At 59.1% G+C, this 26,381-nt stretch carries 26 protein-coding genes and 1 pseudogene; 13 read left to right on the top strand and 14 right to left on the bottom strand.

The window, feature by feature from the left end; genetic code table 11:
* Positions 1-54 precede the first annotated feature (54 nt).
* Both CFII68_RS13020 and CFII68_RS13015 read left to right on the top strand, forming a co-directional pair.
* Positions 55-1,365, top strand: a complete 1,311-nt coding sequence (locus tag CFII68_RS13020) for an OprO/OprP family phosphate-selective porin (RefSeq protein ID WP_018607577.1) — start codon at positions 55-57, stop codon at positions 1,363-1,365.
* Positions 1,366-1,507: 142 nt separating this feature from the next.
* Complete coding sequence (locus CFII68_RS13015; RefSeq protein WP_018607579.1) at positions 1,508-2,632, top strand: GNAT family N-acetyltransferase; 1,125 nt, start codon at positions 1,508-1,510, stop codon at positions 2,630-2,632.
* Between the two features lie 16 nt (positions 2,633-2,648).
* On the opposite strand, the gene aqpZ is transcribed toward CFII68_RS13015, so the two are convergent.
* The 5 genes from aqpZ to CFII68_RS12990 all read right to left on the bottom strand — a co-directional run bounded on the left by aqpZ (position 2,649) and on the right by CFII68_RS12990 (position 7,928).
* Positions 2,649-3,338, bottom strand: a complete 690-nt coding sequence (aqpZ, locus tag CFII68_RS13010) for an aquaporin Z (protein WP_018607581.1) — start codon at positions 3,336-3,338, stop codon at positions 2,649-2,651.
* Between the two features lie 365 nt (positions 3,339-3,703).
* Positions 3,704-5,536, bottom strand: coding sequence for an ABC transporter ATP-binding protein (locus CFII68_RS13005; protein WP_014337085.1), 1,833 nt, complete (start codon positions 5,534-5,536; stop codon positions 3,704-3,706).
* An 82-nt stretch (positions 5,537-5,618) separates the two neighbouring features.
* Positions 5,619-6,182: a peptidylprolyl isomerase A gene (locus CFII68_RS13000; RefSeq protein WP_018607583.1), complete on the bottom strand. Its 564-nt coding sequence runs from the start codon at positions 6,180-6,182 to the stop codon at positions 5,619-5,621.
* Between the two features lie 4 nt (positions 6,183-6,186).
* The gene (locus CFII68_RS12995; RefSeq protein ID WP_018607585.1) at positions 6,187-6,990 is read right to left on the bottom strand and encodes an alpha/beta fold hydrolase; all 804 of its coding nucleotides are present in this window, start codon (positions 6,988-6,990) and stop codon (positions 6,187-6,189) included.
* Between the two features lie 14 nt (positions 6,991-7,004).
* Positions 7,005-7,928, bottom strand: coding sequence for a LysR family transcriptional regulator (locus tag CFII68_RS12990; protein WP_003198924.1), 924 nt, complete (start codon positions 7,926-7,928; stop codon positions 7,005-7,007).
* A 50-nt stretch (positions 7,929-7,978) separates the two neighbouring features.
* Here CFII68_RS12990 and CFII68_RS12985 point away from each other — a divergent pair, with 50 nt between their 5' ends.
* The 4 genes from CFII68_RS12985 to CFII68_RS12970 all read left to right on the top strand — a co-directional run bounded on the left by CFII68_RS12985 (position 7,979) and on the right by CFII68_RS12970 (position 12,220).
* Positions 7,979-8,293 (top strand): hypothetical protein, encoded by a 315-nt coding sequence (locus tag CFII68_RS12985; RefSeq protein WP_018607591.1) that lies wholly within the window; start codon positions 7,979-7,981, stop codon positions 8,291-8,293.
* A gap of 150 nt (positions 8,294-8,443) precedes the next feature.
* Positions 8,444-9,043: an FMN-dependent NADH-azoreductase gene (locus tag CFII68_RS12980; protein WP_018607593.1), complete on the top strand. Its 600-nt coding sequence runs from the start codon at positions 8,444-8,446 to the stop codon at positions 9,041-9,043.
* A 300-nt stretch (positions 9,044-9,343) separates the two neighbouring features.
* Entirely contained in the window at positions 9,344-11,212 is a 1,869-nt protein-coding gene (locus tag CFII68_RS12975) for an ATP-binding protein (protein ID WP_018607597.1), read from the top strand.
* Positions 11,213-11,353: 141 nt separating this feature from the next.
* Positions 11,354-12,220, top strand: a complete 867-nt coding sequence (locus CFII68_RS12970) for a carboxylate/amino acid/amine transporter (protein WP_018607599.1) — start codon at positions 11,354-11,356, stop codon at positions 12,218-12,220.
* Positions 12,221-12,335: 115 nt separating this feature from the next.
* Here CFII68_RS12970 and CFII68_RS12965 read toward each other — a convergent pair whose 3' ends face one another.
* Positions 12,336-13,634 carry a mechanosensitive ion channel family protein gene (locus CFII68_RS12965; RefSeq protein WP_018607601.1) on the bottom strand — a complete coding sequence of 433 codons (1,299 nt, stop codon included), beginning with the start codon at positions 13,632-13,634 and terminating at the stop codon, positions 12,336-12,338.
* Positions 13,635-13,827: 193 nt separating this feature from the next.
* Between CFII68_RS12965 and CFII68_RS12960 the strand changes: the two genes are divergently transcribed.
* Entirely contained in the window at positions 13,828-15,174 is a 1,347-nt protein-coding gene (locus tag CFII68_RS12960) for a DEAD/DEAH box helicase (RefSeq protein ID WP_014337093.1), read from the top strand.
* Between the two features lie 236 nt (positions 15,175-15,410).
* Here the strand turns inward: CFII68_RS12960 and CFII68_RS12955 are convergent, their stop codons facing one another.
* Positions 15,411-15,686, bottom strand: coding sequence for a hypothetical protein (locus tag CFII68_RS12955; RefSeq protein WP_018607603.1), 276 nt, complete (start codon positions 15,684-15,686; stop codon positions 15,411-15,413).
* A 247-nt stretch (positions 15,687-15,933) separates the two neighbouring features.
* Between CFII68_RS12955 and CFII68_RS12950 the strand changes: the two genes are divergently transcribed.
* Positions 15,934-18,483 carry a hypothetical protein gene (locus CFII68_RS12950; RefSeq protein WP_018607606.1) on the top strand — a complete coding sequence of 850 codons (2,550 nt, stop codon included), beginning with the start codon at positions 15,934-15,936 and terminating at the stop codon, positions 18,481-18,483.
* 247 nt (positions 18,484-18,730) lie between these two features.
* Here CFII68_RS12950 and CFII68_RS28210 read toward each other — a convergent pair whose 3' ends face one another.
* The 3 genes and pseudogenes from CFII68_RS28210 to CFII68_RS12945 form a co-directional block, all read right to left on the bottom strand.
* Positions 18,731-18,829, bottom strand: a complete 99-nt coding sequence (locus CFII68_RS28210; protein ID WP_371103546.1) for a hypothetical protein — start codon at positions 18,827-18,829, stop codon at positions 18,731-18,733.
* 120 nt (positions 18,830-18,949) lie between these two features.
* Positions 18,950-19,223, bottom strand: a pseudogene (locus CFII68_RS27925) (hypothetical protein).
* A 258-nt stretch (positions 19,224-19,481) separates the two neighbouring features.
* Entirely contained in the window at positions 19,482-20,213 is a 732-nt protein-coding gene (locus tag CFII68_RS12945) for a thioredoxin family protein (protein WP_018607607.1), read from the bottom strand.
* A 185-nt stretch (positions 20,214-20,398) separates the two neighbouring features.
* Here CFII68_RS12945 and CFII68_RS12940 point away from each other — a divergent pair, with 185 nt between their 5' ends.
* A complete protein-coding gene (locus CFII68_RS12940) occupies positions 20,399-20,791 on the top strand; it encodes a hypothetical protein (protein WP_018607609.1) in 393 nt (130 codons plus the stop codon).
* A 54-nt stretch (positions 20,792-20,845) separates the two neighbouring features.
* Here the strand turns inward: CFII68_RS12940 and CFII68_RS12935 are convergent, their stop codons facing one another.
* The 3 genes from CFII68_RS12935 to CFII68_RS12925 all read right to left on the bottom strand — a co-directional run bounded on the left by CFII68_RS12935 (position 20,846) and on the right by CFII68_RS12925 (position 22,893).
* Positions 20,846-21,712: a DUF6279 family lipoprotein gene (locus CFII68_RS12935; protein WP_018607610.1), complete on the bottom strand. Its 867-nt coding sequence runs from the start codon at positions 21,710-21,712 to the stop codon at positions 20,846-20,848.
* Between the two features lie 81 nt (positions 21,713-21,793).
* Positions 21,794-22,510 (bottom strand): TorF family putative porin, encoded by a 717-nt coding sequence (locus CFII68_RS12930; protein WP_018607613.1) that lies wholly within the window; start codon positions 22,508-22,510, stop codon positions 21,794-21,796.
* A gap of 194 nt (positions 22,511-22,704) precedes the next feature.
* Positions 22,705-22,893 carry a hypothetical protein gene (locus CFII68_RS12925; protein WP_018607615.1) on the bottom strand — a complete coding sequence of 63 codons (189 nt, stop codon included), beginning with the start codon at positions 22,891-22,893 and terminating at the stop codon, positions 22,705-22,707.
* Positions 22,894-23,232: 339 nt separating this feature from the next.
* Here CFII68_RS12925 and CFII68_RS12920 point away from each other — a divergent pair, with 339 nt between their 5' ends.
* A complete protein-coding gene (locus CFII68_RS12920; protein WP_018607617.1) occupies positions 23,233-24,069 on the top strand; it encodes a S1 RNA-binding domain-containing protein in 837 nt (278 codons plus the stop codon).
* A 163-nt stretch (positions 24,070-24,232) separates the two neighbouring features.
* On the opposite strand, the gene CFII68_RS12915 is transcribed toward CFII68_RS12920, so the two are convergent.
* The gene (locus CFII68_RS12915; protein ID WP_018607618.1) at positions 24,233-24,526 is read right to left on the bottom strand and encodes a hypothetical protein; all 294 of its coding nucleotides are present in this window, start codon (positions 24,524-24,526) and stop codon (positions 24,233-24,235) included.
* Positions 24,527-24,690: 164 nt separating this feature from the next.
* Between CFII68_RS12915 and CFII68_RS12910 the strand changes: the two genes are divergently transcribed.
* From CFII68_RS12910 to CFII68_RS12900, 3 genes are read left to right on the top strand one after another with little or no spacing between them, the layout of a single operon-like run.
* Entirely contained in the window at positions 24,691-24,996 is a 306-nt protein-coding gene (locus CFII68_RS12910) for a MazG-like family protein (RefSeq protein ID WP_003186192.1), read from the top strand.
* Positions 24,993-25,742 (top strand): methyltransferase, encoded by a 750-nt coding sequence (locus CFII68_RS12905; protein ID WP_018607621.1) that lies wholly within the window; start codon positions 24,993-24,995, stop codon positions 25,740-25,742. The genes CFII68_RS12910 and CFII68_RS12905 overlap by 4 nt, the downstream gene beginning before the upstream one ends.
* A gap of 11 nt (positions 25,743-25,753) precedes the next feature.
* Entirely contained in the window at positions 25,754-26,371 is a 618-nt protein-coding gene (locus CFII68_RS12900) for a DUF4136 domain-containing protein (protein ID WP_018607623.1), read from the top strand.
* Positions 26,372-26,381 lie beyond the last annotated feature (10 nt).

The raw sequence follows: 26,381 nt of genomic DNA on the forward strand, positions 1-26,381 counted from the left end.
GCCCAGTTCCGCGTGTTTTCTAACGGCATAGACTACCAACAGGGGAATTCTTCGATGATTCGCAAGCACTTCGCAGGTGTTGCCGCCAGCGCACTGGCAATGGCAGTAACCGCCCAGGCTTTCGCCGGCACCGTCACCACCGATGGCGCCGATATCGTGGTCAAAACCAAGGGCGGCCTTGAGGTCGCTACCACTGACAAAGAGTTCAGCTTCAAGCTCGGCGGTCGTTTGCAGGCTGACTACAGCCAGTTCAAGGGGATTTACACCGACAATGGCGACAAGGCCGATGCCGCTTATATCCGCCGCGGCTTCCTGGAGCTGTCGGGCGTGCTGTACACGGACTGGGCCTACACCATCAACTACGACTTCTCCCATAACAGCGGCGACTCCGATAACGGCTACTTCGACGAAGCGTCCCTGGCCTATAACGGCTTCAAGCCGGTGTCGATCAAAGTCGGTCGCTTCGACCCCGACTTCGGCTTGGAAAAAGCCACCAGTTCCAAGTGGGTGACCGCGCCTGAGCGTAACGCCGCCTACGACCTGATCGACTGGGCCAACGGCCATCAGAACGGTCTGGGCATCCAGGCTTCCAGCACCTTCGCCGATTCTTTCTACGCCTCGGCCGGTGTATTCAGCAAAGACACCGACGACACCGACGGCAACAGCATCAAACAAGCCAACGGTCGTTTCGTATTCGCCCCGATGCACGAAGCCGGCAACGTGCTGCACTTCGGCTTGAACGTGGCCTCGCGTGACGTCTCCGACACTGCGTTCGATGCGCGTTATCGCTCCCGTCTGGGCATGCGTGGCGTCGAGACCCTGGGCGGCAACGATGCCGGTCCTAACGGCAACCGTCCGGTGCTGGGCGGCGCCAACAACTCGCCGGCCGGCTCGTACGACACTGACACCGCTTTCGGCCTGGAAGCCGCTTTCGCCATGGGTCCTGCGTCGATCCAGGGTGAATACGTCTCCCGCAAGACCAAAGCTGACAGCGCGGCCTTCGAAGACCTCAAAGGCCACGGCTTCTACGTCCAGGGTGCCTACACCATCACCGGTGAGTCCCGCGGTTATAAGGTCGGCAAGTTTGACGCGATCAAGCCTCAGAACAAATCCATCGGCGCCTGGGAAGTGTTCTACCGCTTCGACAGCATGACCGTTGAAGACGACAACATCACCACTGCCTCGGCCACCCGTGAAGTGGGCGATGCCGAAGCCAAGGTGCACAACCTGGGCGTGAACTGGTACGCCAACGAAGCAGTGAAAATCACCGGTGCCTACGTCAAGGCCAAGACCGACAAAGTCACCAACGCCAATGGCGACGACGATGGCGACGGTTTTGTGATGCGTGCCCAGTACGTGTTCTAAATCGCGCTGACTTGATACACCGCTCTGACTTCATCCGTTAAAGCGCTCCTTTGAACCCCGCCTCTGGCGGGGTTTTTTTATGTGCGGCCGGTCAGGATCGGCGATACTCGCTCCATCCGTCGTCTGGCTATCGAGTAACCGCATGCCGCTTCACGTCTTGGACAGCCTGTCCGCCATCGCGCCGCACGAGTGGGACGCACTGGTGCCCGCCAACCAGCCTTTCCTGCGCCACGCCTTCCTCAGCACCCTGGAAGACAGTGCCAGCCTGGGGCCGAGTTCCGGTTGGCAAGCCGAGCATTTGCTGCACATTGAGGACGGTCGTCTGCTGGCGGCCTTGCCCAGTTACCGCAAGTGGCACTCCTACGGCGAATACGTGTTCGACCATGCCTGGGCCGACGCTTGCGCCCGCGCCGGCATCGAGTACTACCCCAAGCTGCTGACGGCGGTGCCGTTCAGCCCGGTCAGTGGCCCGCGGTTGCTGGCAGCGCGCGCGGAAGATGGCCTGGAACTGCTGGGCAGTCTGCCCGGCTATCTGGAAATCGAAGGGCTTTCCAGCGCCCACATCAACTTCACCGACGCTTTCACCGACGCGGCACTCGCCGGGCAGGAAGGTTGGCTGCAGCGGATCGGCTGCCAGTATCACTGGCAAAATCGCGGTTATCGGGACTTCCAGGATTTTCTCGATGCCCTCAGTTCCCGCAAGCGCAAGCAGATGCGCAAGGAGCGCGAACAAGTGGCGGGGCAGGGCATCGCGTTCGAATGGCTCGAAGGTCATCAGTTGGACGAGGCGCAGTGGGACTTTGTCTACGTCTGTTACGCCAACACCTATGCGATACGACGCCAGGCGCCGTACCTGACCCGGGCATTCTTCAGCCTGCTGGCCGAACGCATGCCCGAGGCCATCCGTGTGGTGCTGGCCAAGCAAGGTTCGCGGCCGGTGGCGATGGCGTTCAGCCTGGTGGGTGGCGACAGTTTCTATGGACGTTATTGGGGCTGTCTGGCGGAGTTCGACCGCCTGCACTTCGAGACCTGTTTCTATCAAGGCATGGACTACGCGATTGCCCACGGTTTGCAGCGCTTTGACGCCGGTGCCCAGGGCGAGCACAAATTGATTCGCGGGTTCGAGCCGGTGATTACCCGCTCATGGCATTACCTGCGCCACTCCGGTTTGAAAGCCGCGGTCGAAGACTTTCTCGCCCGGGAACAGGAGGGTGTGCTGGCCTATGCCGAAGAGGCGAAGACAGCACTGCCTTATAGGCAGTGCTGATCTTCGCGGGTGTGACTCAGCGGTTTTCCTGGCCCAGCCAGCGGTACGAGACACCGCCGATGACGGCGCCCAGCAGCGGCGCCACCCAGAACAGCCACAGTTGCTCGATCGCCCAGCCACCGACAAGCAGCGCCGGACCGGTACTGCGGGCCGGGTTGACGGACGTGTTGGTGACCGGAATCGAGATCAGGTGAATGAGCGTCAGGGCCAGGCCGATGGCAATCGGCGCCAGCCCTGCCGGCGCACGTTTATCGGTGGCGCCGAGGATGATCAGGATGAACATCGCCGTCATGACCAGCTCGGTGACAAAACCGGCCGGCATCGAATACCCACCAGGGGAATGCTCGCCGTAACCGTTCGCGGCCAGGCCGGACGCAGCCAGGTCAAAGCCTTCCTTGCCGCTGGCGATGAAGTAGATCAGCGCCGCGGCCAACACGCCCCCTATGACTTGGGCAATGATGTAGGCAGGCAACTCCCTGGCCGGAAACCGCCCGCCCACGTACAAGCCCACCGACACCGCGGGGTTCAGGTGGCAACCCGAGATATGCCCGATGGCGAACGCCATGGTCAACACCGTCAAGCCGAAGGCCAGGGCAACCCCCAGCACGCCAATCCCTGAGGCAGCCAATACCGCGCTGCCACAGCCGCCCAATACCAGCCAGAACGTACCCAACAACTCAGTCGTTGAACGTTTGAGTAAAGACATAAGTATCCTTGATAAGACAGTCGTGATAATCGGTTATGCATCCAGCAGCATTACGACAGGTTCATCTCCAGAACCTGGGCTGAGTACAGCAGAGTGCGGCGACAAATCCAGCGACAAAAAAAACGCCAGCGTCATGGGCGGTGGCGGTTTTGGCCGTGGTCGGTGGGGAGTATGTGGTTGCGGTGTGGGCTAAATGGATCCTGGACAGAATTTTTCAGAATGGCGTTCGGACACTGGGCTGTGGGAGCAAAGCTTGCTCGCGATGCAGGCGCCTCGGGCCATCCGGGAGACCGCGTCATCTTCATCGCGGGCAAGCCTTGCTCCCACACGATCCCACACCTCCTGCCTGTAGAGGCCAACCCGACTCAGTCGATCCCCACGAACCCACCCGTCTGATGCTGCCACAGCCGCGCATACAACCCGCCATGGGCCAGCAACTCGGCATGGCTGCCGGTTTCGGCGATGCGGCCATTCTCCAGCACCACCAACCGGTCCATCCGGGCGATGGTGGAGAGGCGGTGGGCGATGGCGATCACGGTCTTGCCTTGCATCAGCGTCTCGAGGCTTTCCTGGATCGCCGCCTCGACTTCCGAGTCCAGCGCCGACGTCGCTTCGTCCATGATCAGGATCGGCGCGTCCTTGAGCAGCACCCGTGCGATAGCGATGCGTTGGCGCTGACCGCCGGACAGTTTCACGCCGCGCTCACCCACATGGGCATCGAAGCCGGTGCGGCCTTCGGCGTCCGACAGCAGCGGGATGAACTCATCGGCCCGGGCCTTGCGCACGGCTTCCCAGAGTTGCGCATCGGTGGCGTCTGGCTTGCCGTAGAGCAGGTTGTCGCGAATCGAACGATGCAGCAGCGAGGTGTCCTGGGTAATCATGCCGATGCGCTCGCGCAGGCTTTCCTGGCCGACTTCGGCGATGTCCTGGCCGTCGATGAGGATACGCCCGCCCTGCACGTCATAGAGGCGCAGCAGCAGGTTGACCAAGGTGGATTTACCCGCGCCGGACGGGCCGATCAGGCCGATTTTCTCGCCGGGCTTGATGGTCAGGTTCAGATCGCCGATCACGCCGCTTTTCTTGCCATAGTGGAAGTCCACATGCTCGAAACGCACCTCGCCCCGGGCCACGGCCAGGGGCTTGGCCTGGTCACGGTCGGTGACACTGACCGGCTGGGCGATGGTCTGCAGACCGTCCTGGACCATGCCGATGTTTTCGAAGATGCCGGTGACGACCCACATGATCCAGCCGGACATGTTGACGATGCGGATCACTAGCCCGGTGGCCAACGCGATGGCGCCGACGCTGATCAGCGACTGGGTCCACAACCACAGCGCCAGGGCCGTGGTGCCGACGATCAGCAGCCCGTTCATGCTGGTGATGACCAGGTCCATGCTGGTCACCACGCGGCCAGCCAACTGGGCTTTTTCGGTCTGCTCCTGGATGGCTTCGCGGGCGTATTGCTGTTCGAAATTGGTATGGGCGAACAGCTTCAGGGTGGTGATGTTGGTGTAGCCATCGACGATCCGCCCCATCAGCTTGGAGCGGGCATCGGACGACACCACCGAGCGCTCCTTGACCCGTGGTACGAAATAGCAGAGTGCGCCGATGTAGGCGGCGATCCACATCAGCAGAGGGATCATCAGGCGCCAGTCGGCTTCGGCGAACAGCACCAGGGAACTGACGGCGTAGATCAGCACGTGCCACAGGGCATCCACGGCCTGCACCGCCGAGTCACGCAGGGAGTTGCCGGTCTGCATGATGCGCTGGGCGATGCGCCCGGCGAAGTCGTTCTGGAAGAAATTCAGGCTCTGCTTGAGCACGTAGCTGTGGTTCTGCCAGCGAATCAGGCTGGTCATGCTGGGGCTCAGGGTCTGGTGCACGAGCAGGTCATGCAGGGCCACGAAGATCGGCCGGAAAACCAGCGCCACCACGGCCATCCAGGCCAGTTCCAGGCCATGGACCTTGAAGAAGTCGACGTTGGGCGTGCCCTGGGTCAGGTCGATGATGCGGCTCAGGTAGCTGAACAGCGCCACTTCGATCAGCGCGCCGATCAGGCCGACCACCAGCAGTACGGCGAAGCTGGGCCAGACCTGTTTCAGGTAATAGGTGTAGAAGGGCAGGACGCGATTCGGTGGGGCCGAGGTCGGGGCGTCGCGGAAGATATCGATCAGTGTTTCGAAACGGCGATAAACCATCAGTCAATGCCCTGGCAAGGGCTCTCCTTTTTGCTATGGGCGGCGCGGGTCACCGCGCCGCCCAGGCTTGCCGTGTGCCTCTTCAGTCGATGCGCTTGGCCGATTTGATGAGCACAGGGTCGATCGGCACGTTTTGCATGCCTTGTTTGGTCGTGGTCTGGGAGTTGACGATGATGTCCACCACGTCCATGCCCTTGACCACTTTGGCGAACACCGCGTAACCGGCGTCACGGCCCGGATCGAGGAAGGCGTTGTCGGCCACGTTGATGAAGAACTGGCTGGTGGCCGAGTCCGGGTTGGACGTGCGGGCCATCGACAAGGTGCCACGAACGTTGTGCAGGCCATTGCTGGCTTCGTTCTTGATCGGTGCCTTGGTGTCTTTTTGCTGCATCTGCTGGGTAAAGCCGCCGCCCTGGGCCATGAAGCCCGGGATCACACGGTGGAAAATCGTGTTGTTGTAGAAGCCGCTGTCCACGTACTCAAGGAAGTTCTTGGTACTGATGGGGGCCTTGACCGGGTCCAGTTCGATTTCGATCTGGCCGTTGGTGGTGTCTAGCAATACATGCGGTGCCTTGGCGGGTGTCGCGGCCATCAGGTTGGCGGCAAACAGTACGGTGCCGGCGGCAAGGGCGAGTTTTTTCAGCATGGGGTCAGAGATCCTGAGTGGTGGAATCGGTTGCGGTCAAAAAGTCGAGCAGGGTTTGGTTGAAGCGTTCGGGTTGATCCAGCGGGGTAGCGTGCCGTGAATCGGCGATGACCACCAGCCGTGCGTCGGGCAGCCGTTTTACATAGGCTTCTTTCAGCGCCACCGGGGTGTAGTCGTGGTCGGCGCAGATGACGAGGGTTGGACAGGCAACCTGCGAAAGTCGTTCCTGAACGCCCCAGCCTACGATCGCATCGAAGCTGGCGAGATAAGCACGTTTGTCGTTCTTTGCCCAGCGTCGGGCCATTTCCAGGCGTAACTCGGTTTGTTCGGGCTTGGGGAATAACTTGGCGCCGAGGGCCTTGCCGATGGTCTCCAGGCTGAGCAGGCGCATCAGGCTCCAGCGCTTGAACCATTGCCAGCAATCGTCGAGCGTGCGGACCTTGACCTCTGGCGCGCTGTTGACGATGCACAGGCTTTTGACCCGTTCGGGCTCATCCACCGCCAATTGGAAACAGATCATGCCGCCCATGGACCAACCCACCAAGTGCACCGGGCCCAGGTCCAGGTGATCGATCAGGGCGCTCAGGTCGGCGCTGAAACCTTCGATGCTATAGCGCTCGCGGGGTTTGTCGGAACGACCGTGGCCGCGCACATCCACCACGATCAGGTGGTAATGGGCGGACAGCACCGGGATCTGCTTTTCCCAATCCCGGGTACTGGAGCCCAGCCCGTGGACCAGCAGCAAGGGCGCGCCGTGGCCGTATTCCTCGTAGTGCAGGTTGCAACCTTCGTGTGCAAAATAGGCCATGGTCGAAGTCCTTGTCAGGCTTGTTCTGGGGCGGCGAACGGCGCATCCAGTGGCGCGGTGTCGAAGGTGCGCAGCAATTCGATCAGGATCTGCGTGGCCGGGCCCAGGGGTTTTTCCTTGTTCGAATACAGATAGAAGCTCGGGTTGCGGCTGCCGCCCTGATCCAAGGGTAGCTGTTTAAGTGTGCCTTCCTTGAGTTCCCGCTCAATCATGTGCCGGGGCAGCCAGGCGAAGCCCAGGCCGCTGCCCACGAAAGTCGCGGCGGTGGCCAGGCTGCCGACGGTCCAGCGCTGCTCGGCACCGAGCCAACCCACGTCGCGAGGTTGCTGGCGTCCGGAGTCGCGGATCACCACTTGCAATTGGCTTTCCAGATCCTGGAACGTCAGCTCGCGGTTGAGGCGATGCAGGGCGTGTTCGGGATGGGCCACCGCGACGAATTCAACGTCGCTCAATTCGGCTCCCAGATAGCCAGGAATGCTGAAGCTGCTGATGGCCAGGTCGGCCACGCCTTCGAGCAGCACTTCTTCGACACCCGACAACACTTCTTCGCGCAGCCGCACCCGGCAGCCACGGCTTTGTGGCATGAACGCCGTCAAGGCGCGAACCAGGCGGGCGTTGGGGTAGGCCGCGTCGACCACCAGGCGCACTTCCGCTTCCCAGCCTTGCTCCATGTGGTGGGCCAGGTCTTCCAGTTGGCTGGCCTGTTTCACCAGTTGTCGCGAGCGGCGCAGCAGCACACCGCCGGCTTCGGTCAACACGGCCTTGCGCCCATCGATACGCAGCAACGGCACGCCGAGCTGATCCTGCATGCGGGCCACGGTGTAGCTCACTGACGACTGGGAGCGATGCAGCACTTCAGCGGCCTGGGCGAAACCGCCGTGGTCGACCACGGCCTGCAAGGTGCGCCATTGATCAAGGGTTACGCGGGGCGCTTTCATATCGAGCTCCTCTTGTCCTAAGCTGGCAGTCCCTTGGTGGAGACTGCCGAATGAAGAAAATCTGTTGTGTGGTGCTGGCCTTGCTGCCACTGACTGCGTTTGCCTACCCGATCGATGTGGAAAAACACCTCAACGGCCTGAGCATCGACTACAACGCCTATGACACCGATGCCGACATCGGTTCCATCCAGGTCAACAACTACGGCAGCACTGACGCGGCCTGCACCGTGGTCTTCAGTAATGGCCCCGAGGCCCCTCGCACCCGCAAGCTCGAAGTCGCCGCCGGCAAGTTCAAGAACGCCACGGCCAAGTTCAACCGCAACATCATCAAGCTGCGCATCAAGCTGACCTGTCAGCCGAAATAGCCCGGCAGCGGGGCAGGCAATATTGCTTGCTCCGCTTATAAACGAATTTATCGATGCTTTACAGCAGTTATTTGCGCTTTTTCATCGATATGCTCGCGTTTAACCTTCACTCCATCGACTGACAACATTCTCAGATGGAGCCTACAAGCCATGTCCCGCGTTCTGATCATCGAAAGCAGTGCCCGCCAGCAAGACTCGGTGTCCCGTCAACTGACCCAGACCTTCATCAGCCAGTGGAAAGCGGCGCACCCGGCCGACGAAATCAGCGTTCGCGACCTGGCCATCAACCCGGTGCCACACCTGGATGCCAATTTGTTGGGGGGCTGGATGAAGCCGGCCGAGCAGCGCAGCGACGTTGAAAACGCCTCGCTGGAGCGCTCCAACCAACTGACCGATGAGCTGCTTGCCGCTGACGTGCTGGTAATGGCTGCACCGATGTACAACTTCGCCATTCCCAGCACTTTGAAAGCGTGGCTCGACCATGTGCTGCGTGCCGGCGTGACGTTCAAATACACCCCCACCGGACCTCAAGGCCTGCTGGCCGACAAGCGCGCTTTCGTGCTGACCGCCCGTGGCGGCATTCATGCCGGCGGCAGCACTGACCATCAAGAACCCTACTTGCGCCAGGTCATGGGCTTCATCGGGATCCACGACGTGACCTTCATCCATGCCGAGGGCATGAACCTGGGCGGCGACTTCCAGGAGAAGGGCCTGAATCAGGCCAACGCCAAACTGTCCCAGGTCGCCTGATCCGTTAATCCTCAGGTAATCGCCAAGTGGTCTAGTGGCTTGGCGCTTCCCTTCAAACCGTTTTGCGCATCGAACCTCCCTTTGCACTTATTGCTCCTGAGTGCATCAGCCCGATTGAACGCTTTAGCGAGATCGGGCTTTTTTTTGGGGAACAGAAATAACCACCACCTAAACATGAACGACCCCTCAAGCCTTGAGGGCTGGGAGATAGGCAGGCCGTAAACTCACTCGGATTGGGCAAGTCTGTCGATGTCTGGCTGTGGTACTTTATGCGCCGAATTACAGTAGGGAGGCTGTGATATGTTAAAAATCAAACGGCAAACATGGGCCTTATTTCTGGTCTATCTCATAGGGGCAGGTGGCTATATCTACTACCTCTATGTCGAGACGCAAAGCGTCCTTACTGACAACATTAATAATAAATTGCTGCATGCCGCGCTGGGTGCTTCGGCTATCCTCGGCGACCGTTACCATGACAATCTGGTCGATAAACAATCCAAATCGCAAGCGCAGGACTGGGATACCATTCAGCGCCTCTCCGGCTTCAACGAGTCCATGGGCACTGCTTTTGTCTATAGCGTGATCAAGCGAGGTGCAAAGGCCTACCTGGTCAGTTCCAGCGCATCGAAAAAAGAAATTCAAGAGAAGAATTTCGTGCGTTTTTTCGACCCTTATCCCGATGCCAGCCAGGCTTTACTCGATAGTTTTGAGCGTACCGAACCAACCTGGATCGACTACTCGGATCATTGGGGTGATTTTCGCGCGGTCTTTGTCCCCTTAAAATCACAAGACGGTACGGTGTATGTTGTCGGGGCGGAAGTTACCTTGGCGGACTACTACCAACAACTTAATCATGACTCCCTGTACCACATCATCCTGGCCATCCTGGTATTTCTCGCTTTCCTCCTTTTACGCATGCGCGCTCATCTCCAGCACCTGCGAGTCAATGAACAGGTATTGAATCAGGCAAAAAATGCCGCCGAAGACGCTGATCGTTCAAAAACCAGCTTTCTGGCAACCATGAGTCATGAAATTCGCACCCCGATGTACGGTGTCATTGGCGCGACCGAGTTATTGGCCCGGTCCGCCCTCGATCCCGAGCAACGCCGTCTTCTCACAACGATTCATTCCAGTGGACGGACCCTGCTGTCTCTTATCGATAACATTCTCGACCTGGCAAAAATCGAAGCGGGCAAACTTGAATTGAAACCTCGTGTTTTCGAAGTGAGAGCACTGGTTTCATCCTGTATGGAGCTAATCCGGCAAAATATCCAGGACAAACTCATAGTGCTGGAGGCGCAGTTTTCCCCGGACGTACCGCCTTTGGTCAAAACCGATATGGACTGCCTTCGCCAGATATTGATCAACTTGCTGGGCAATGCGGTCAAATTTACCGAAGTCGGAAAAATATCGCTCCTGGTCACCACCAGCGGTTACGGCTCTCAAGCGTGGCTCGACTTCTCCATACGTGATACCGGCATCGGTATCCCCGCCGAACGGCAAGACAATCTGTTCAAGCCCTTTGCCCAGTTCAAAGGGCCGGCTAGCCAACGCTTCACGGGGAGTGGGTTGGGTCTTTCGATCTGTAAGAACCTGCTCGAGGCGCAGCAGGGGACGTTATCGTTCACCAGCCAGCCAGGTGTCGGCTCGACATTCTCTTTTTCTCTCCCCATGGCGCTTTTTTCAGTCTCGGAAATACCCGATAGGGATGATCATGTGGTGGTTGGCTTCGACTCGTCTTTTGCCGAGGATTATCCGCTCGATATCCTTCTGGTGGAGAACCATTCGGTGAGCCAGAAAGTGGCCATGGCGATGCTACACGAGTTGGGTTATGCACCCGACCTTGCGTCAGATGGCCTGGAAGCGGTCAATCGTTGCATGGTTTCGACGCCAGAGATCATTCTGATGGATATCAACATGCCCGTGATGGATGGGATGGAGGCGGTGCGTAGAATCCGCGAGTTACCCCAGGGCGATACTTGCTACATCGTTGCTTTCACCGCGAGTGTTTTTTCCAGCGAGATAGAACGTTTCAGGGCCGCTGGTGCCGATGACATCTTGACCAAACCGGCCAACTTCCAGGCGCTGACCCGAGTGCTCCAGCGTGCCGCCAACCACCGGCACCAGCGTCAGGCCAATTCTTGGGTCGTGGATGAAGTTCCGAGTTAGTGGGGAATCTGTGGGAGCGAGCTTGCTCGCGATGGCGGTGGGTCAGAAATAGAGAGGCTGACTGACACACCGCCATCGCGAGCAAGCTCGCTCCCACCGTTCAAAACCGCTATCTTCGCCGCCATTCGAAACGAGGGCGGTATGGGCTATCTACTTTTTGTGACATTGATCCAGGCGTTTTCCTTCAGCCTGATCGGCGAGTACCTGGCCGGGCATGTGGACAGTTATTTCGCGGTGCTAGTGCGGGTGTTGCTGGCCGGGTTGGTGTTCATCCCGCTGACGCGCTGGCGCCAGGTGGAGCCGGCGTTCATGCGCGGCATGTTATTGATCGGTGCCTTGCAGTTTGGCGTGACCTACGTCTGCCTGTACCTGAGTTTTCGGGTATTGACGGTGCCCGAGGTGCTGCTTTTCACCATCCTTACCCCCTTGCACGTGACCTTGATCGAAGACGCGCTGAACCGTCGCTTCAATCCCTGGGCGCTGATCGCGGCGCTGGTGGCCGTGGCCGGCGCGGCGGTGATTCGCTACGACCGGATCAACCCGGATTTCTTCATGGGCTTCTTGCTGCTGCAACTGGCCAACTTCACCTATGCGGCCGGGCAGGTGCTGTACAAACACCTGGTGGCCCGCCACCCGAGCGAGCTGCCGCATTACCGGCGTTTCGGTTATTTCTATCTTGGTGCGCTGATGGTGGCGTTGCCGGCTTTCCTGCTGTTCGGCAAGGCCAACTTCTGGCCTGAAGCGCCGCTGCAATGGGGCGTGCTGGTGTTCCTCGGCCTGGTCTCCACCGCCCTGGGATTGTACTGGTGGAACAAAGGCGCGTGCCTGGTCAACGGCGGGACGCTGGCGGTGATGAACAACCTGCATGTGCCGGTGGGGCTGCTGGTGAACCTGCTGATCTGGAACCAGCACGAGGCACTGGGGCGGTTGCTGCTGGGTGGGTCGGTGATATTGGCGGCGGTTTGGATCAGTCGGTTGGGGGTACGCCATCCGCTGCCTGCACACTGAAAACCCTTGTGGGAGCGGGCTTGCTCGCGAAAGCGGTGGGTCAGTCAATTAAATATCGACTGATACTCTGCCTTCGCGAGCAAGCCCGCTCCCACAGGGGGATTTGTTGTGAGGGTCAGACCACCTGCTTCTGCGGTTCCGGCAGGTGGCTCGCCCCCAGCACCGCCGGCAGCAGCCCCGAGCGCAGGTCCGTGCCGCTTGGCTGCTGGTACAGGTTCAACCCGAACTCCGGCATCACCGCCAGCAGGTAATCGAAAATATCCCCCTGGATGCGTTCGTAGTCGGTCCACGCGGTGGTGCGGGTGAAGCAGTAGATTTCCAGCGGGATGCCCTGGGCGGTGGTTTGCATCTGCCGGACCATGCAGGTCATGTTCGGTTGGATCTCTGGATGGCTCTTCAGATAGGCCAGCGCATAGGCGCGGAAAGTGCCCAGGTTGGTCATCCGCCGACGGTTGGCCGACATCGCCGCGACGTTGCCCTGGGCCTCGTTCCAGGCCTTGAGTTCGGCCTGTTTGCGGCCGATGTAGTCGGTCAGCAGGCGTACCTGGGTCAGGCGCTGTTCTTCCTCGTCATGCAGGAAACGCACGCCGCTGGCGTCGATGAACAGGCTGCGCTTGATCCTTCGCCCGCCGGACTGCTGCATGCCGCGCCAGTTCTTGAACGACTCGGACATCAGGCGCCAGGTGGGGATCGAGACGATGGTCTTGTCGAAGTTCTGCACCTTGACCGTGTGCAGCGTGATGTCCACCACGTCACCGTCGGCGCCGACCTGGGGCATCTCGATCCAGTCGCCGACCCGCAGCATGTCGTTGCTGGTCAGTTGCACGCTGGCGACGAACGACAGCAGGGTGTCCTTGTAGACCAACAGGATCACCGCCGACATCGCACCCAGGCCCGACAGCAGTAACAGGGGCGAGCGGTCGATCAGGGTGGCAACGATGATGATCGCGCCAAACACATACAGCACCATCTTCGTCAGTTGCACGTAGCCTTTGATCGAGCGGGTCCGCGCATGTTCGGTGCGGGCGTACACGTCCAGCATGGTGCTGAGCAGGGCACTGAGGCTCAGCACCATGAACAGGATGGTGAACGCCAGGGCGACATTGCCCAGGAAAATCATGCCGGTCTTGCTCAGTTCCGGCACCAGGTGCAGGCCGAACTGGATGATCAGCGACGGCGTCATCTGCGCCAGGCGATGAAAGACCTTGTTCTGGCGCAGGTCGTTGACCCAGTTCAAGGCCGGTTGGCGCCCCAGCAACTTGGCGGCGTGCAAAATCAGGTAACGCGCCACGCGCCCGAGTACCAATGCGATGACCAGCAGCAACATCAGGGCGATGCCGGAATGCAGGATCGGGTGCTGGTCAAGGGCACCCCAGAGGTCTTGGATGTTGACCCAGAGTTGTTTGATGTCCATGGACGAAACGGTTCTTCTATAAAGACGCGACGGTGCGATTAGAGCATTTAAGCCCGGTCAAGTGACCGTTGATGCAGTAACGGCTGATAAAAATGCACTGATTTACCGCCGTTTGTATAAAGAAACTCGGCCTTCGCGCTCGAAACCGTTACCCTATGCAGCTGTTTTTTTGCATTTCTTCGAGGTAGCACCCGTGTTTTCCCAATTCGCCCTGCACGAACGCCTGCTCAAAGCCGTGGCCGAGCTTAAATTTGTCGAGCCAACGCCGGTGCAGGCAGCGGCTATTCCGCTCGCGCTCCAGGGGCGTGACCTGCGGGTGACGGCACAAACCGGCAGCGGCAAGACCGCCGCGTTCGTGCTGCCGATCCTCAACCGCCTGATCGGCCCAGCCAAGGTCCGCGTCAGCATCAAGACCCTGATCCTGTTGCCGACCCGTGAACTGGCCCAGCAGACCTTGAAGGAAGTGGAGCGCTTCTCGCAGTTCACCTTCATCAAGTCCGGCCTGATCACCGGCGGCGAAGACTTCAAGGTCCAGGCCGCCATGCTGCGCAAGGTGCCGGACATCCTGATCGGCACCCCAGGGCGGATGATCGAGCAGTTGAACGCCGGCAACCTCGACCTCAAGGAAGTCGAAGTGCTGGTGCTGGACGAGGCCGACCGCATGCTGGACATGGGCTTTGCCGAAGACGTGCAGCGCCTGGTGGATGAATGCGTCAATCGCCAGCAGACCATGCTGTTCTCCGCCACCACCGGCGGCTCGGGCCTGCGCGAGATGATCGCCAAGGTGCTGAACAACCCTGAGCACTTGCAGCTCAACGCGGTCAGCCAGCTGAACTCCACCACCCGCCAGCAGATCATCACCGCTGACCACAACCAGCACAAAGAGCAGATCGTCAACTGGTTGCTGGCCAACGAAACCTACGAAAAAGCCATCGTCTTCACCAACACCCGGGCCATGGCCGACCGCATCTACGGCCGCCTGGTGGCCCAGGAATACAAGGCGTTCGTACTGCACGGCGAGAAAGACCAGAAGGACCGCAAGCTGGCCATCGACCGCCTCAAGCAGGGCGGCGTGAAGATCCTCGTCGCCACCGACGTCGCCGCTCGCGGCCTGGACGTGGAAGGCCTGGACATGGTCATCAACTTCGACATGCCCCGCAGCGGCGACGAATACGTGCACCGCATCGGCCGTACCGGCCGTGCCGGCAACGACGGCCTGGCGATCTCGCTGATCTGCCACGGCGACTGGAACCTGATGTCGAGCGTCGAGCGCTACCTCAAGCAGAGTTTCGAGCGCCGCACCATCAAGGAAGTCAAAGGCACCTACGGCGGACCGAAGAAGGTCAAGGCCTCGGGCAAGGCCGTTGGCGTGAAGAAGAAAAAGGTCGACGCCAAGGGCGACAAGAAGAAAACCGGCGCCAAGGCCCCGACCAAGCGCAAGACCGCCAACCGCCCGAAGAGCGACGCCCCGTCGCTGGTCAGCAAGGACGGCATGGCCCCACTCAAGCGCCGCAAGCCAGAGGCGCCGGCGGCTGAGTGAGTCGGCGTTAGTGCTTGATAAAAAGAACCGGACCTTGGGTCCGGTTTTTTTATGGGGGAGTACTCAAACTCAAGTCCAGGGCAGGGCCCCTGTGGCGAGGGGGATTTGTGGGAGCAAAGCTTGCTCGCGATACAGACGCCTCGATTTCTGAAAGACCGCATCGCCTTCATCGCGGGCAAGCCTTGCTCCCACAAATCCCCTCGCCACAAAAGCGGGTTGTGCTCGGCTGTGGCTAATCACCCAGCTTTCTTTTCTGCGCTCTTCAATTCTTCCAGGCGCTTATCAATCAGCTGGCACTTATCCGGCACATCCTTACTGGCAGTCTCCAGGTCCATGGCCTGCAACTCGTCGTTGATTTCCTTGGCCTTGGTCGGGTTCTGTTCGGTGAGCTTGGTCACTTCATTTGCCAATTGTTCGCGCTTGGCGGTCGCTTGCTCTGGCGTGCAAGTGGCCCAGGCGGGTAGGGCACAAGTGAGGGTGGCTGCAAGGGTGAGTTTCAAGAGGGTTTTCATGGCAGAGCCTCATATTCCTTGTTGGGCAGGTAATGGGTTGAGGCCCGGGTTGGCTGGAAAGTTCACCTTGAGTCGCCACCGCTAGAGGTCTTTTTCGGCGTTCTCCTAGCCGATATTAAACAGTCGACTACCATGGAGGATGCGTTTGGACACTTCGCTGTCGGTGCAGATCATGCTTTAGCAAATGGAATAACTATCCAGGCATACGTATGACCTGAGGTAGTCACTCACTCAAGGAATGAAACCTATGAGCCTTAGAACGATACTCGGTCGGTTGGTGTTGTGTCTGTGTGGTTTATTTGCGCTCTCATCGGCCTATGCGGAGCGGCTGATTACCGCCACGCCGCTATTACAAGGTGGGGGGATTGTCGTCGATGTCTTTGACAATCCAGCCGCCTCAGGCGGCAAGCCTTCTTCGACGAGCACTGTGCCATTCAAGTCCACATACACTGTTCCGGTGGTGCAGTCGTTCAAGGGCCAGGTCTATATGTTCTGGACCAGTAGAGATGATCAGAAAAAAATCTATTATTCCTCCTCCGTAGAGGGGAAAAGCTGGTCCGCGCCAAAATTCATCCCGGTGGGCAGCATCTTGACTGATGTCTCGGCAACCGTATTCAAGCAAGAACTGGTACTGACCTTTGCTGATGTGCAAGGTCGCTTAAATACTATCAGCTCTCGGGACGGAAACGGCTGGCCGCCTAATGTCAGCCCTGTTCCGACCGTCCATACGGCCGCAAGTAACAAGCCTGTCGTCTATAACGGTCAGTTGTTCATCTTGTATAACGAAAACAGGGGTAAGGCTGTTTATTACGTGACCTATGATGGCGATAAATGGAGCCCGGAAAAAACCGCATTCCAAGAAGGCCCCGAGACGATCGTGAATCTGGTACCCGTCGTCTATAACGGTGATTTGAGGGTCTATTACACTTTTTTTAACGGCGGCCTGTTCGAGCGTACTTATGACCGGGGTGGTAACTGGGGTGCGAAGCAGGGGCTGACGGGGATACCTGACAAGAGCCCCCTGAACAGTGCAACGATGGTCAATGAGCGCTTGTTCATCAGCAGTGGCCCCAATACTTATTATTCAGCCGATTCAATCGGCCCAACCGGTTCAACCGCTGGACTTAAATGGGCGCCCTATTACGCTTTTCCCGGGCGCTCTGCCTACCCCTCGGGGTTGGGGGTTTCCTATGCTATTACTACAAGCGATCTAACCGCGCGTGACCCGCAACTGCCTGTGGATCTGCCGACGGGCCTTAGCCATACCGACTATGCAACCTTCGCCTGGCGCAGCTTTTTCGCACTCAACAATACGGCTGCGGCACCATTGCCCGCTAACCGCGGCGTCGGCAACCCCGCCAGCAGCTTTGCCGATTCGGGCAAGGTGCCGAAGTCTCCCAGTCCCTTGTTATGGCAAACCTTCGCTCACCGTACCGAGTTGTTTCCAGGAATGAACAGAAACGGAGCAGGCGGCCCTACGCGTCCGTTTGGTTCTGACCCGCAATACAGTTATATCGAGTTTCCCCAGGGGGCACCTTTGGCGTCGGGCGCTACCTATGCTCATTACAACAATCTGGACGAGGCGACCCAAATCGGTCAGAACGCCATATTTTTCCCGGTTAATCCTCCACATGCAGCGAAGACAACAGAAGACCCAACCGGGGACTACGCGCCTTCAAAGGACAGCCAGATATTGTTTGAGGCGAAGGCGAATCCGGTCATCTATGAGTACGCTCAGAAGCTGACGAGCTATCCCGAAACCAATATCGTCTTGCCCGACGGCGCGGTGGAGGTCAAGGCGGCATGGCGCAAGCTGGCAGACATCCCAGTAGAGAATCGCGGGCGCTACCATACGGCAACGGTGGTGACCTACCAAGGCACCGATGCTAATCCGACGGCTCACAACGAAGACTACGCATTGGTTGCGTTGCACATCATCCATAAGACGGCGAATTACCCGACCTTCATCTTTGCCACGTTCGAGCACGAAGATGCCCTCACATTACCTGACGGCAACTCGACGGGGCTCTACTACATCGCCAACTACAATAGGATTGATTACCCCACCATTTCCGCATTGAAGCCTGATGGTCCACCGGTCGCTAAGTTCTCCGACGGCAACGCAATCCATAAGGTTGTCCTGCCCAAGACCGATTTCGTGGCGTCGAGCGTTAACCCACGAATCTACTCCGGTACCAAGGGGATACCCAAGGGGCAGGCCGGTCCGATCACTGTAGTGCAACCGCTAACCGTCTTTAACGAAGTCGCTGCGGTCAACAAACAGGTCCAGGCGCTGATGGAGGGGAGCAGCGAGTTCACCGATTCAGTCTGGAAGCATTACCGGCTTAAAGGGGTGCAGGCCATCCCTTCGAGCGAACAAACAGACCCGGATTACTACCTGGCCAATATCATGGTCGAAAGCAGCCAGCCGGGGATCCAGCTGTTTCGCGGAGGCAATTCTTTCCCCATTCCAGAGGACAGCGTCCTGACCAATACCCGTGACTTTAAGAACATCAGGGTGCCGGATTATGACCACGGCACGCAAAGCCTGACCATGGGCGGTTGCATGGGGTGTCACGGCATTGCCCAGAGCCAATTGAAACAAGGCTTCAGTTTCCTGTTTGATGCGATCAAACCACCCAAGGTCAAACCTCATACGCCGAACTTCGTTGAGCCTACCGGCTTCAGGAACCCAGAAACCGTAGGCTTGCCGGATCCTCACACCATGGTTGAGCGGGCCCGGAAATATGCTTTGGGCTTTCAGAATCAGGACGTGGTTGAGAATACGGGCAAGTAGCAGCCAAACACCTCGAGCAGGAGGGTCGCAAACGCGGACCGCCCTGCTGCCTGAAACAGGAGCAACGCTCTTTCAATAAAAAAACCGGACCTTGGGTCCGGTTTTTTTATGGGGGGCGGACCCGGCCGCAGCTGCAAAGGGCGAAACGAGAATAGATAGAAACCTGGATTGTTGCCGCTTTACGATCTGTGGGTTGCTCGCCAGCATGTTGATTTGTTGCAGGTAGGAAAGCTCGCTTTCGCATGATTCATTCCCTGGACAATTCGGTCATCCCCTTGGCGCGTGCGACTACTTCCAGCACTTCGTCGATATAGCTTGTATCGCCGGTTTCCCGGGCATCTCTCATGAACTCTGCAATGGCCTCTGATGTGCTGAGATATTCGCGGGGTCAAACTCTGTGAAGGTCTCAATCATTTTGTGCTCTCCACGCATGTGAAAACGGCGACCCAAAGGTCGCCCGTTTTCATTATTCCGCTGCCTGCGTCCGCAACCGTCTCCCAATCACGTCCATCACATCACACCCATCGCGCAACCCTATCGTCAGCATCTTGCAGAAGTCAGAAAGCACCAACGTATCGGAGCTGATATCCGAACGGAATGCGATGTTTTCCAGCAGTTGGGTTACGGTTCGAATGCGGTAATCAGCTGTTTCGAAAAGGACATCGAGCGGGGCTTCGGTGTCGATGAGCAGGGTGGCCGGGATGCAGTCGATATCCGGTGATAGGCATGTATCTGGTCATAAGCAGAGCCTCGAAAGTTGATGAGTCTCTCTGTAGATCGGGTCGCCAAACCCGGTCGCCTTTTTGGGCGACGAGGGACTATAGGGCGACTCGCTCTTGAGCTACAAGACACCGCTTTCCGAGCTTCATGTAGGACGTTTGATCTGGTAATTGTCGGCTTAGGCTCAGGCTCAGGCAAAGCAAGCGACTGCTGCGCAGTCGAGCGGGAGCAAGCTCCCTCGCCACGGGGATCACGCTCGACTTGGGCGGGTTGGCGCATCAGCTGTGGCAGCAGCCGTGGGGCTTGGCGTCTTCGTATTTATCGTGATGCCGCACCCAGTCCATGATTTCGTCTTCGTTGCGGCCCTTGGGCGTCAGGTCGAGGTAGTTGTAGGTGCCGACCAGAATGTCGAGGCCGCGGGCGTAGGTGGAGTAGGTGTGGAAGATGTCGCCGGCTTCGTTGCGATAGAAGACGCTCAGGCCGGGGAGTTCGCCTTCGGTGGTGTCGGTTGTTTCGTAGTTGTAGGTGGCTTTTCCGGCGGCTGTGTCTTCGGTTTTGAAGCTGACGCCGAAGTCGTAGTTGAAGTCGCAGCCTTCGGATGAGACCCAGTCGAAGGCCCAGCCCATGCGGCGTTTGAAGGGTTGGAATTCGGCGAAGGGCGCGTGGGAGACGGCCACGATGGCGACGTCGTGGTGGGCCAGGTGTTGGTTGGCGCCGTCGATGTGGTCGGACAGGAATGAGCACCCCGGGCAGCCTTCTTTCCAGCCTTCGGCGAACATGAAGTGGTAGATGATCAGTTGGCTGCGGCTGCCGAACAGGTCGGCCAGGCTCAGTTCGCCCTGGGGGCCTTGGAAGCGGTAGGGTTTTTCGATTTTTACCCAGGGCAGCGCGCGGCGTTCGGCGCTGAGTTTGTCTCGTTCGCGGGTGAAGGCTTTTTCGTGGGCCAGGTGTTGGCGGCGGGCGGCGAGCCATTCTTCCCGCGAGACGACTGGATGGTTCTCTACGTTCATGGTGATTTCTCCTGTGGTCAGAGCCGCGAAATCGGCCTTCAACAGTTGGTCGTTTGGCCCCGGAGCGTTTCGACAGGCCGTTGGTCGGTTCAAGGTTGAGACCGCCCGGAAACCCGGCTGAACGGCGGCGCAGCGCCTCGGTCACAACCTAAGTAGGCATCTCACTCTTTGGAGGATGGACCAGGATGACGACTTATAACTGGGACTTGATCGAACGGTTGTTGCACGAAGTGCAGAACGGCGCCGGTCACAGCTTTACCCCTCGGCCTTATGCGGAGCAGTATGCGGCGGCGAAGGCGGCTGAAGGCGAGGCGATCGAGAACCTCGATCATCTGAAAACGGTTGCTGGGGAGTACGAAAAGTTGCTGCTCATGCGTGGCTATATTGAGCCTCGGCCGGAGGAAGAGGGCGGTAACGGCGGGAATTTTGTGCTGACGCCGCGGGGCTCGCGGTTGTTGAGCCTGATCGACAGCAGCATTCCGGGTAACGATCACCCGCGCCAGGTGCTGGATGATCAGGAAGATGCACTGGATGAGTCTACGTTTGATGAGTTGGCTTCGAAGCCGCAGATTGCCTGACAGGCCTGCACTGAATCCCACACAAGCTCGCTCTCACATGGAATCTCAGTGGTTTTAGGAGCGTGTGGCTTTCAGGCACTTCAAGTCAGTGAAATCCTTCTTCACCCCGTCGATTTTCTTCAGCAGCCGTTCGCGCTGGGGCGGGGTGCTTTGGGCCATCAGGTCCACCAGCAGGCTGCGGGCCTGGGCTTCGGTTTTGCTGAAGGCCTCGCGGTAGGCAGGGGTCCAGAGGCTTTCGCGATTGACCAGCAGTTGCTCGATGCGTTTGGGAAAGTCGGGGCTGTGGCGTTGGGCTACGGCTTCGCTGAACTGGTTTTGCCAGTGGGCGCGGTTGGCGATCCATTGCTGGTTCTGGTCGCCGAGGGCGGTGGACCAGGCCATCACCCGTTGGCGCTGGGCGTCGTTGAGCGGGCCGAGCCAGTCGTTCAGGCGTTTGACCATGCGTTCGCTGCGTTGCTGGATCTGCTCCTGCGACGTCGGCTTGAGGTATTGCTGCTGGCGTTTGCGCTGGTCCTTGACGAAGGCGGCGTCCATGTCATCGACTTGGTCGTCGTTCAGGCCTTGCAGCAGTTCGATGGCCGAAGGGGTGATTGCCCGGGCGGTTTCGGCGATGGCGGCCTTGGCTTCCCGGGTACGCTGCTGCAGGGCTTCGTCGGTTACCTGCTCGGTTTGCACCATGGTCTTGAGGCGATCCAGCCAGTCGAGGTAGCCGGGCAATTGGGTGGTGCAATGCCAGCTCAGGTGTTCCTCGAGGCGTTCGTTGAACCAGTCCTTTTTCTCGCCGTTGATCTCCAGGTAATCGTTGAGGGTCCAGGGGATGATCAGGTCGAGGTTGCGGTAGGCCAGGCCTATACGGCTGCAGGCGGTGAGCGTCAGCAGCAGGGCGATGAACATGGCGGTGCGGGTCAACCAGCGCGGCATGAGCGAGTCCTTGCAAAGGCGTAGGTGCTTTGTTTGAGCATGGCAGGTGCGCGGCAGTTCAGCCGATCGAATAAGTAACGCTTAGTAAAAAGGATGGGCCATCTTGAGGGTCAGCAGGCTGTCGCATTCGCTGTTGTGGCCGGAGTAGGCCGAGCAACTGCTGCCGCTGAGGCTTGAGTCGCTGTAGATCAGGTCCAGGTCGATGCCCATCCAGGGGCGGGAAATTTTCAATGACCAGTCGCTGAAACTGCCGACATAACCGTTCTCGACCGAGACCGGTGTATTAAGCCGGTGGGTGGTGTATTTGGCGCTGATGCCAATGCCGAACGGCACATTGCCACCCAGGTCGGCAAACAGCGTGCTGTTCTGTTTGTCCGGGTCGTTGCTCAGGGCGGCGCCAAGACGGCTGCCGAGTACGGTCAGGCCGCCGTAGAACTCCTGGCTGTCGAGGGTATCTACGGTGGGGTAGCTGTAGTGGATCAGGCCGACTTCGTAACCCAGGGTCTGGTCGAAGGGCTGTTTAAAGCCTATGTAGGAATCGACCTCAAGGTCGGCGGATGATGTCAGGCCGGCGCTGGGGGACCACTGGCCGACGTACCAGCCGCTGTCGTGGCTCAGGTCCAGGCCACCATGAAACGAACCGGTGCTCGACGGCGTGACCAGGCCCTCGGCCATGCTGCGGCTGGGGGTGGTGCCAAGCTTGAGGTCGAAGTCGCCGAGTTCGCGTTGGAATACCTGCCCATGGGCGAGGGAACAGGTCAGTAGGCTGATCATCAACAGAACAATAGGGGCGCGCATGCTTCACTCCATGAAAAGCGAGAAGCAGGATCGGTAACTAAGCTGAAACGCTTGGACTAGAGAGGTGCAAGCATACCGGCGAATGCTCGGCAGCGAGGGCCGTTCGTCGATTCATGGGAAATGGGTGAGGCGGGGAGGGTTCCAGTCCAAGCGCTTCGAAGCTCAAAGCGCTTTGGGACCAGGTGACGCGCAGGTTACTTCTTGCCCAGGCTGATCTGCTTGGACGGGCCGAATGTCTGGCCGCTGACGCCTTTGGCAATTTGCTGGATCTCGCCGCCGGACTTGAGGAACGCAGCGATCTGGTCGTTGATCGACTCGCTGGTTTCAACGGCTGGAGCTGGCTTTGCTTTGCTGTTGGATGCTTTTACGCGCATGACGGCCATTAACCTGTAGATAATTAATTGGGCCAGGCATCGTACAGGAAATACTTGACAATTGCTTGGCAAATATCCTTCTGAATTATCGCTGTCGTGACGGGAATAATAGACGACTTTCCTGCAATTATTGCCCTAAGCCTCTGTTTTAAATAACAACCGAGGGAGAAATAGGGCGCCGATGGCGAGCGATACGCAGCGCCACCCGCCTGACGAATGGCCGTGCCTGTGGCGTAAGCCCAGGAAAATCAACGGTTGTGCAGGGCCTTGCTGGCAAACCTTGCCTGCGACCACGAATCGCGCGGCAAAACCGGGTAGAATGCCGCCCACGCAATGAGGGTATTGGAAATGGCTTTAGTCGGGCGCTACAACAGTTTGCAAGTGGTTAAACACACTAACTTCGGTTTATATCTGGATGGCGGTGCGGACGGCGAAATCCTGCTGCCCAATCGATATATTCCCAAGGATATTCCCAGTGAAGATGAAGACTGGCTCAATGTTTTCATTTATCTGGACAGCGACGACAAACTGATCGCCACCACAGAAAAACCGAAAGTTCAGGTGGGTGAATTCGCCAGCTTGAAAGTGGTTGAAGTCAACAGCATCGGCGTGTTCCTGGACTGGGGCCTGCCCAAGGACCTGTTGCTGCCGTATTCCGAAGAAAAGCGCCAGATGACCGCTGGCGAGTACTGCGTGGTGCATGTCTACCTCGACAAGCACACCCGCCGCATCACCGCCACGGCGCGCCTGGACCGTTATCTGGACAAGACCCCGGCCAACTATACGCCGGGCCAGGAAGTGGATTTGCTGGTCGCCGAAGCCACCGACATGGGCTTCAAGGCGATCATCAACAACAAGCACTGGGGCCTGATCCACAAGAACGAAATCTTCAAGTTCATGCGCGCCGGCAAACAGGAAAAAGGCTTCATCAAGGAAATCCGCGCGGACGGCAAGATCAGCCTGAGCCTGCAGCCGGTGGGCCAGGAAGCCGCCACCAGCCTTAACGCGAAGATCCTCGCCAAGTTGCGTGAGAACAACGGCACCTTGCCGGTCAGCGACAAGAGCGACCCGGCGCTGATCAGCAGCCTGTTTGGCGTGAGCAAGGGCAACTTCAAGAAAGCCATTGGTGCGCTGTACAAGAATGGGCAGATTGTCATTCATGCCGATCGCATTGAATTGAGCTGATTTTCAGTCGAGCCACTGCATCTGTGGCAAGTAAGGGTTTTATGTGGCCAGGGAGGCCCGCTGTGGGAGCAAGGCTTGCCCGCGATGAAGGCGATGCGGTCTTTCAGGGAACCGAGGCGCCTGTATCGCGAGCAAGCTTTGCTCCCACCCAGTGCTCTGAGCCCTAGTGAATGATCCAACTCAACAACCACAACCCCAGCACCAGCCAGATGATGCCCATGACGATCGAGGCCCGCATGAACGCGCGGATCGCCGAGTAGAGCAGCATCAGCCCGAGGATCAGCGCGATGATGCTGATGATCGAGGTGTCCATGCCCAGGGTGCGTGACAGCCCATCGACAAAATTTCCGCCAGCATTGGCCAGGGTGTTGAAGAGACCGCTGAGCAGGTCGACGATGAAACGGATCACCGAACCGAGCGCCTGGCCGAGCCATTCGAAAAAGCTTTCTGCCTGCATATGTGCATCCTGATGGGAGGGGATCTGAGCTGAGCCGTTGGCTCCTGATTGTAGGAGCTGTGGCGGCCGAGTTGGTTCGATTATGGGGCAAACCGTCGCTGCGTACCGAGACTCTTGCCTTCCCTGGTCATCCCCCTGAAGCTATGCGCATTCAGGAGAACCCGATGAACCTTGTTGAACTGACCGAACGCCTGCATGCCATTCGTGACCGTAACGACTGGCGGCAATTCCACAGCCCGAAAAACCTCGCCATGGCCGCCAGTGTGGAAATGGCCGAACTGGTGGAGATTTTCCAGTGGCTGACCGAGGACCAGTCGCGCCAGTTGCCGGCGGACAAACTGGCCCACGCCGGGCAGGAGGTCGGTGACATCGTGTTGTACCTGTTGCTGCTTTGCAGCGAGCTGGGCCTGGACATGGACGCTGTGGTACGCAGCAAGCTGGCCGACAGCGAACGGCGGTTCGGCCAATGAGCGACCGTCATTTCGATCAGCTCGCCACGCGTTTTGCCGAAAAAATCTACGGCGGGGCCAAGGGCGCGATCCGCCTGGCGGTGCTTCAGGCCGATCTGCTGGAAAGCTTGCCACAGCGTCCGCTGCGCGTGCTGGACATCGGCGCCGGCCTGGGCCACATGTCGTTGTGGCTGGCCGAGCGCGGTCACCAGGTGACCCTGGCCGAGCCGGCCGAGCCCATGCTCGAAGGCGCCCGCCAGCGTTTTGCCGAGGCGGGCCAGAGCGCCACGTTCATCCAGGCGCCGTGGCAGGATCTGCTCGGCCAGCTCACCGAGCCGTACGACCTGGTGTTGTGTCACGCGGTGCTGGAATGGCTGGCCGAACCTCACGCGATCCTGCCGGTGCTGCATCAACTCACGGTCCCGGGCGGTTGGTTGTCCCTGGCGTTCTACAACCGCGACGCGCTGGTCTATCGCAACCTGCTCAAGGGGCATTTTCGCAAGTTGCGCAAAAATGACATGGCCGGTGAAAAACAGAGCCTGACGCCGCAACAACCCCTTGATCCGCGAGAATTGGCGGCGCAACTTGAAGGCCTGTGGCAGGTCGAAAGCCAGAGTGGCGTGCGGGTTTTCCATGACTACATGCCGGTGGAGTTCCAGGGCCGCGTGGAGCTTGCGCAGTTGCTGGAAATGGAACTGGCCCACCGTCGCCATCCGGCGTTTGCCGGGTTGGGACGTTATCTGCACTGGATCTGCCGTCCAGTGTGACGGAGAGAGAAATGAAAGGTCGTTCAGGGTTGTTGATGCTGTGCCTGGGACTGGCGGCCTGCCAGGGCAGCAATCCCTATGTCGCCACGTCCAATCCACTGCCGCCGGCGCCACCCGAGGCCGCCACGGTGTTCGACCGCAGCGCTTACCCTGCGCCGCCCCGTGACTATGGGCGCTATCGCAGTTGGGCCTGGCGCGACGGGCGCCTGCCGTCGGGTACCGCCTGGGCGGATTCGGCCCAGGTGGCCGAAGCGGTGAGCAATGCCCTGGACCAGCGTGGCCTGCGTCCGCTGCATGACAACCGGCCCGCCGACCTGTTCGTCAGCGCCGACCTGCGTCTGGAAACCCGCGTGCGCCAGGTCCGGGATGATTATGATGCCGGCTATTACGGCGGCTATAACCGTTATGACCGCTACGGTCCGGGTTATGGCATGTACCATCAGGTGCCGATGGTGCGCACGTATCAGGAGCAGGTCGTGGTGGTTCGAGTGGATCTGTTCGATGCCCGCACGGGGCAACCGGTGTGGAGCGCCAGCGCCGAGACCGGCCAGCGGGGCAGTCAAAGCGAGCGCACCGATGCCATTCGTGCGGCAGTGGAAAAAGCCATGTCGGCGTATCCACCAAGTTGATTACGCAACG

It is taken from the genome of Pseudomonas sp. CFII68 (assembly GCF_000416195.1).
In the GTDB taxonomy this organism is placed as follows: Bacteria; Pseudomonadota; Gammaproteobacteria; order Pseudomonadales; family Pseudomonadaceae; genus Aquipseudomonas; species Aquipseudomonas kilonensis.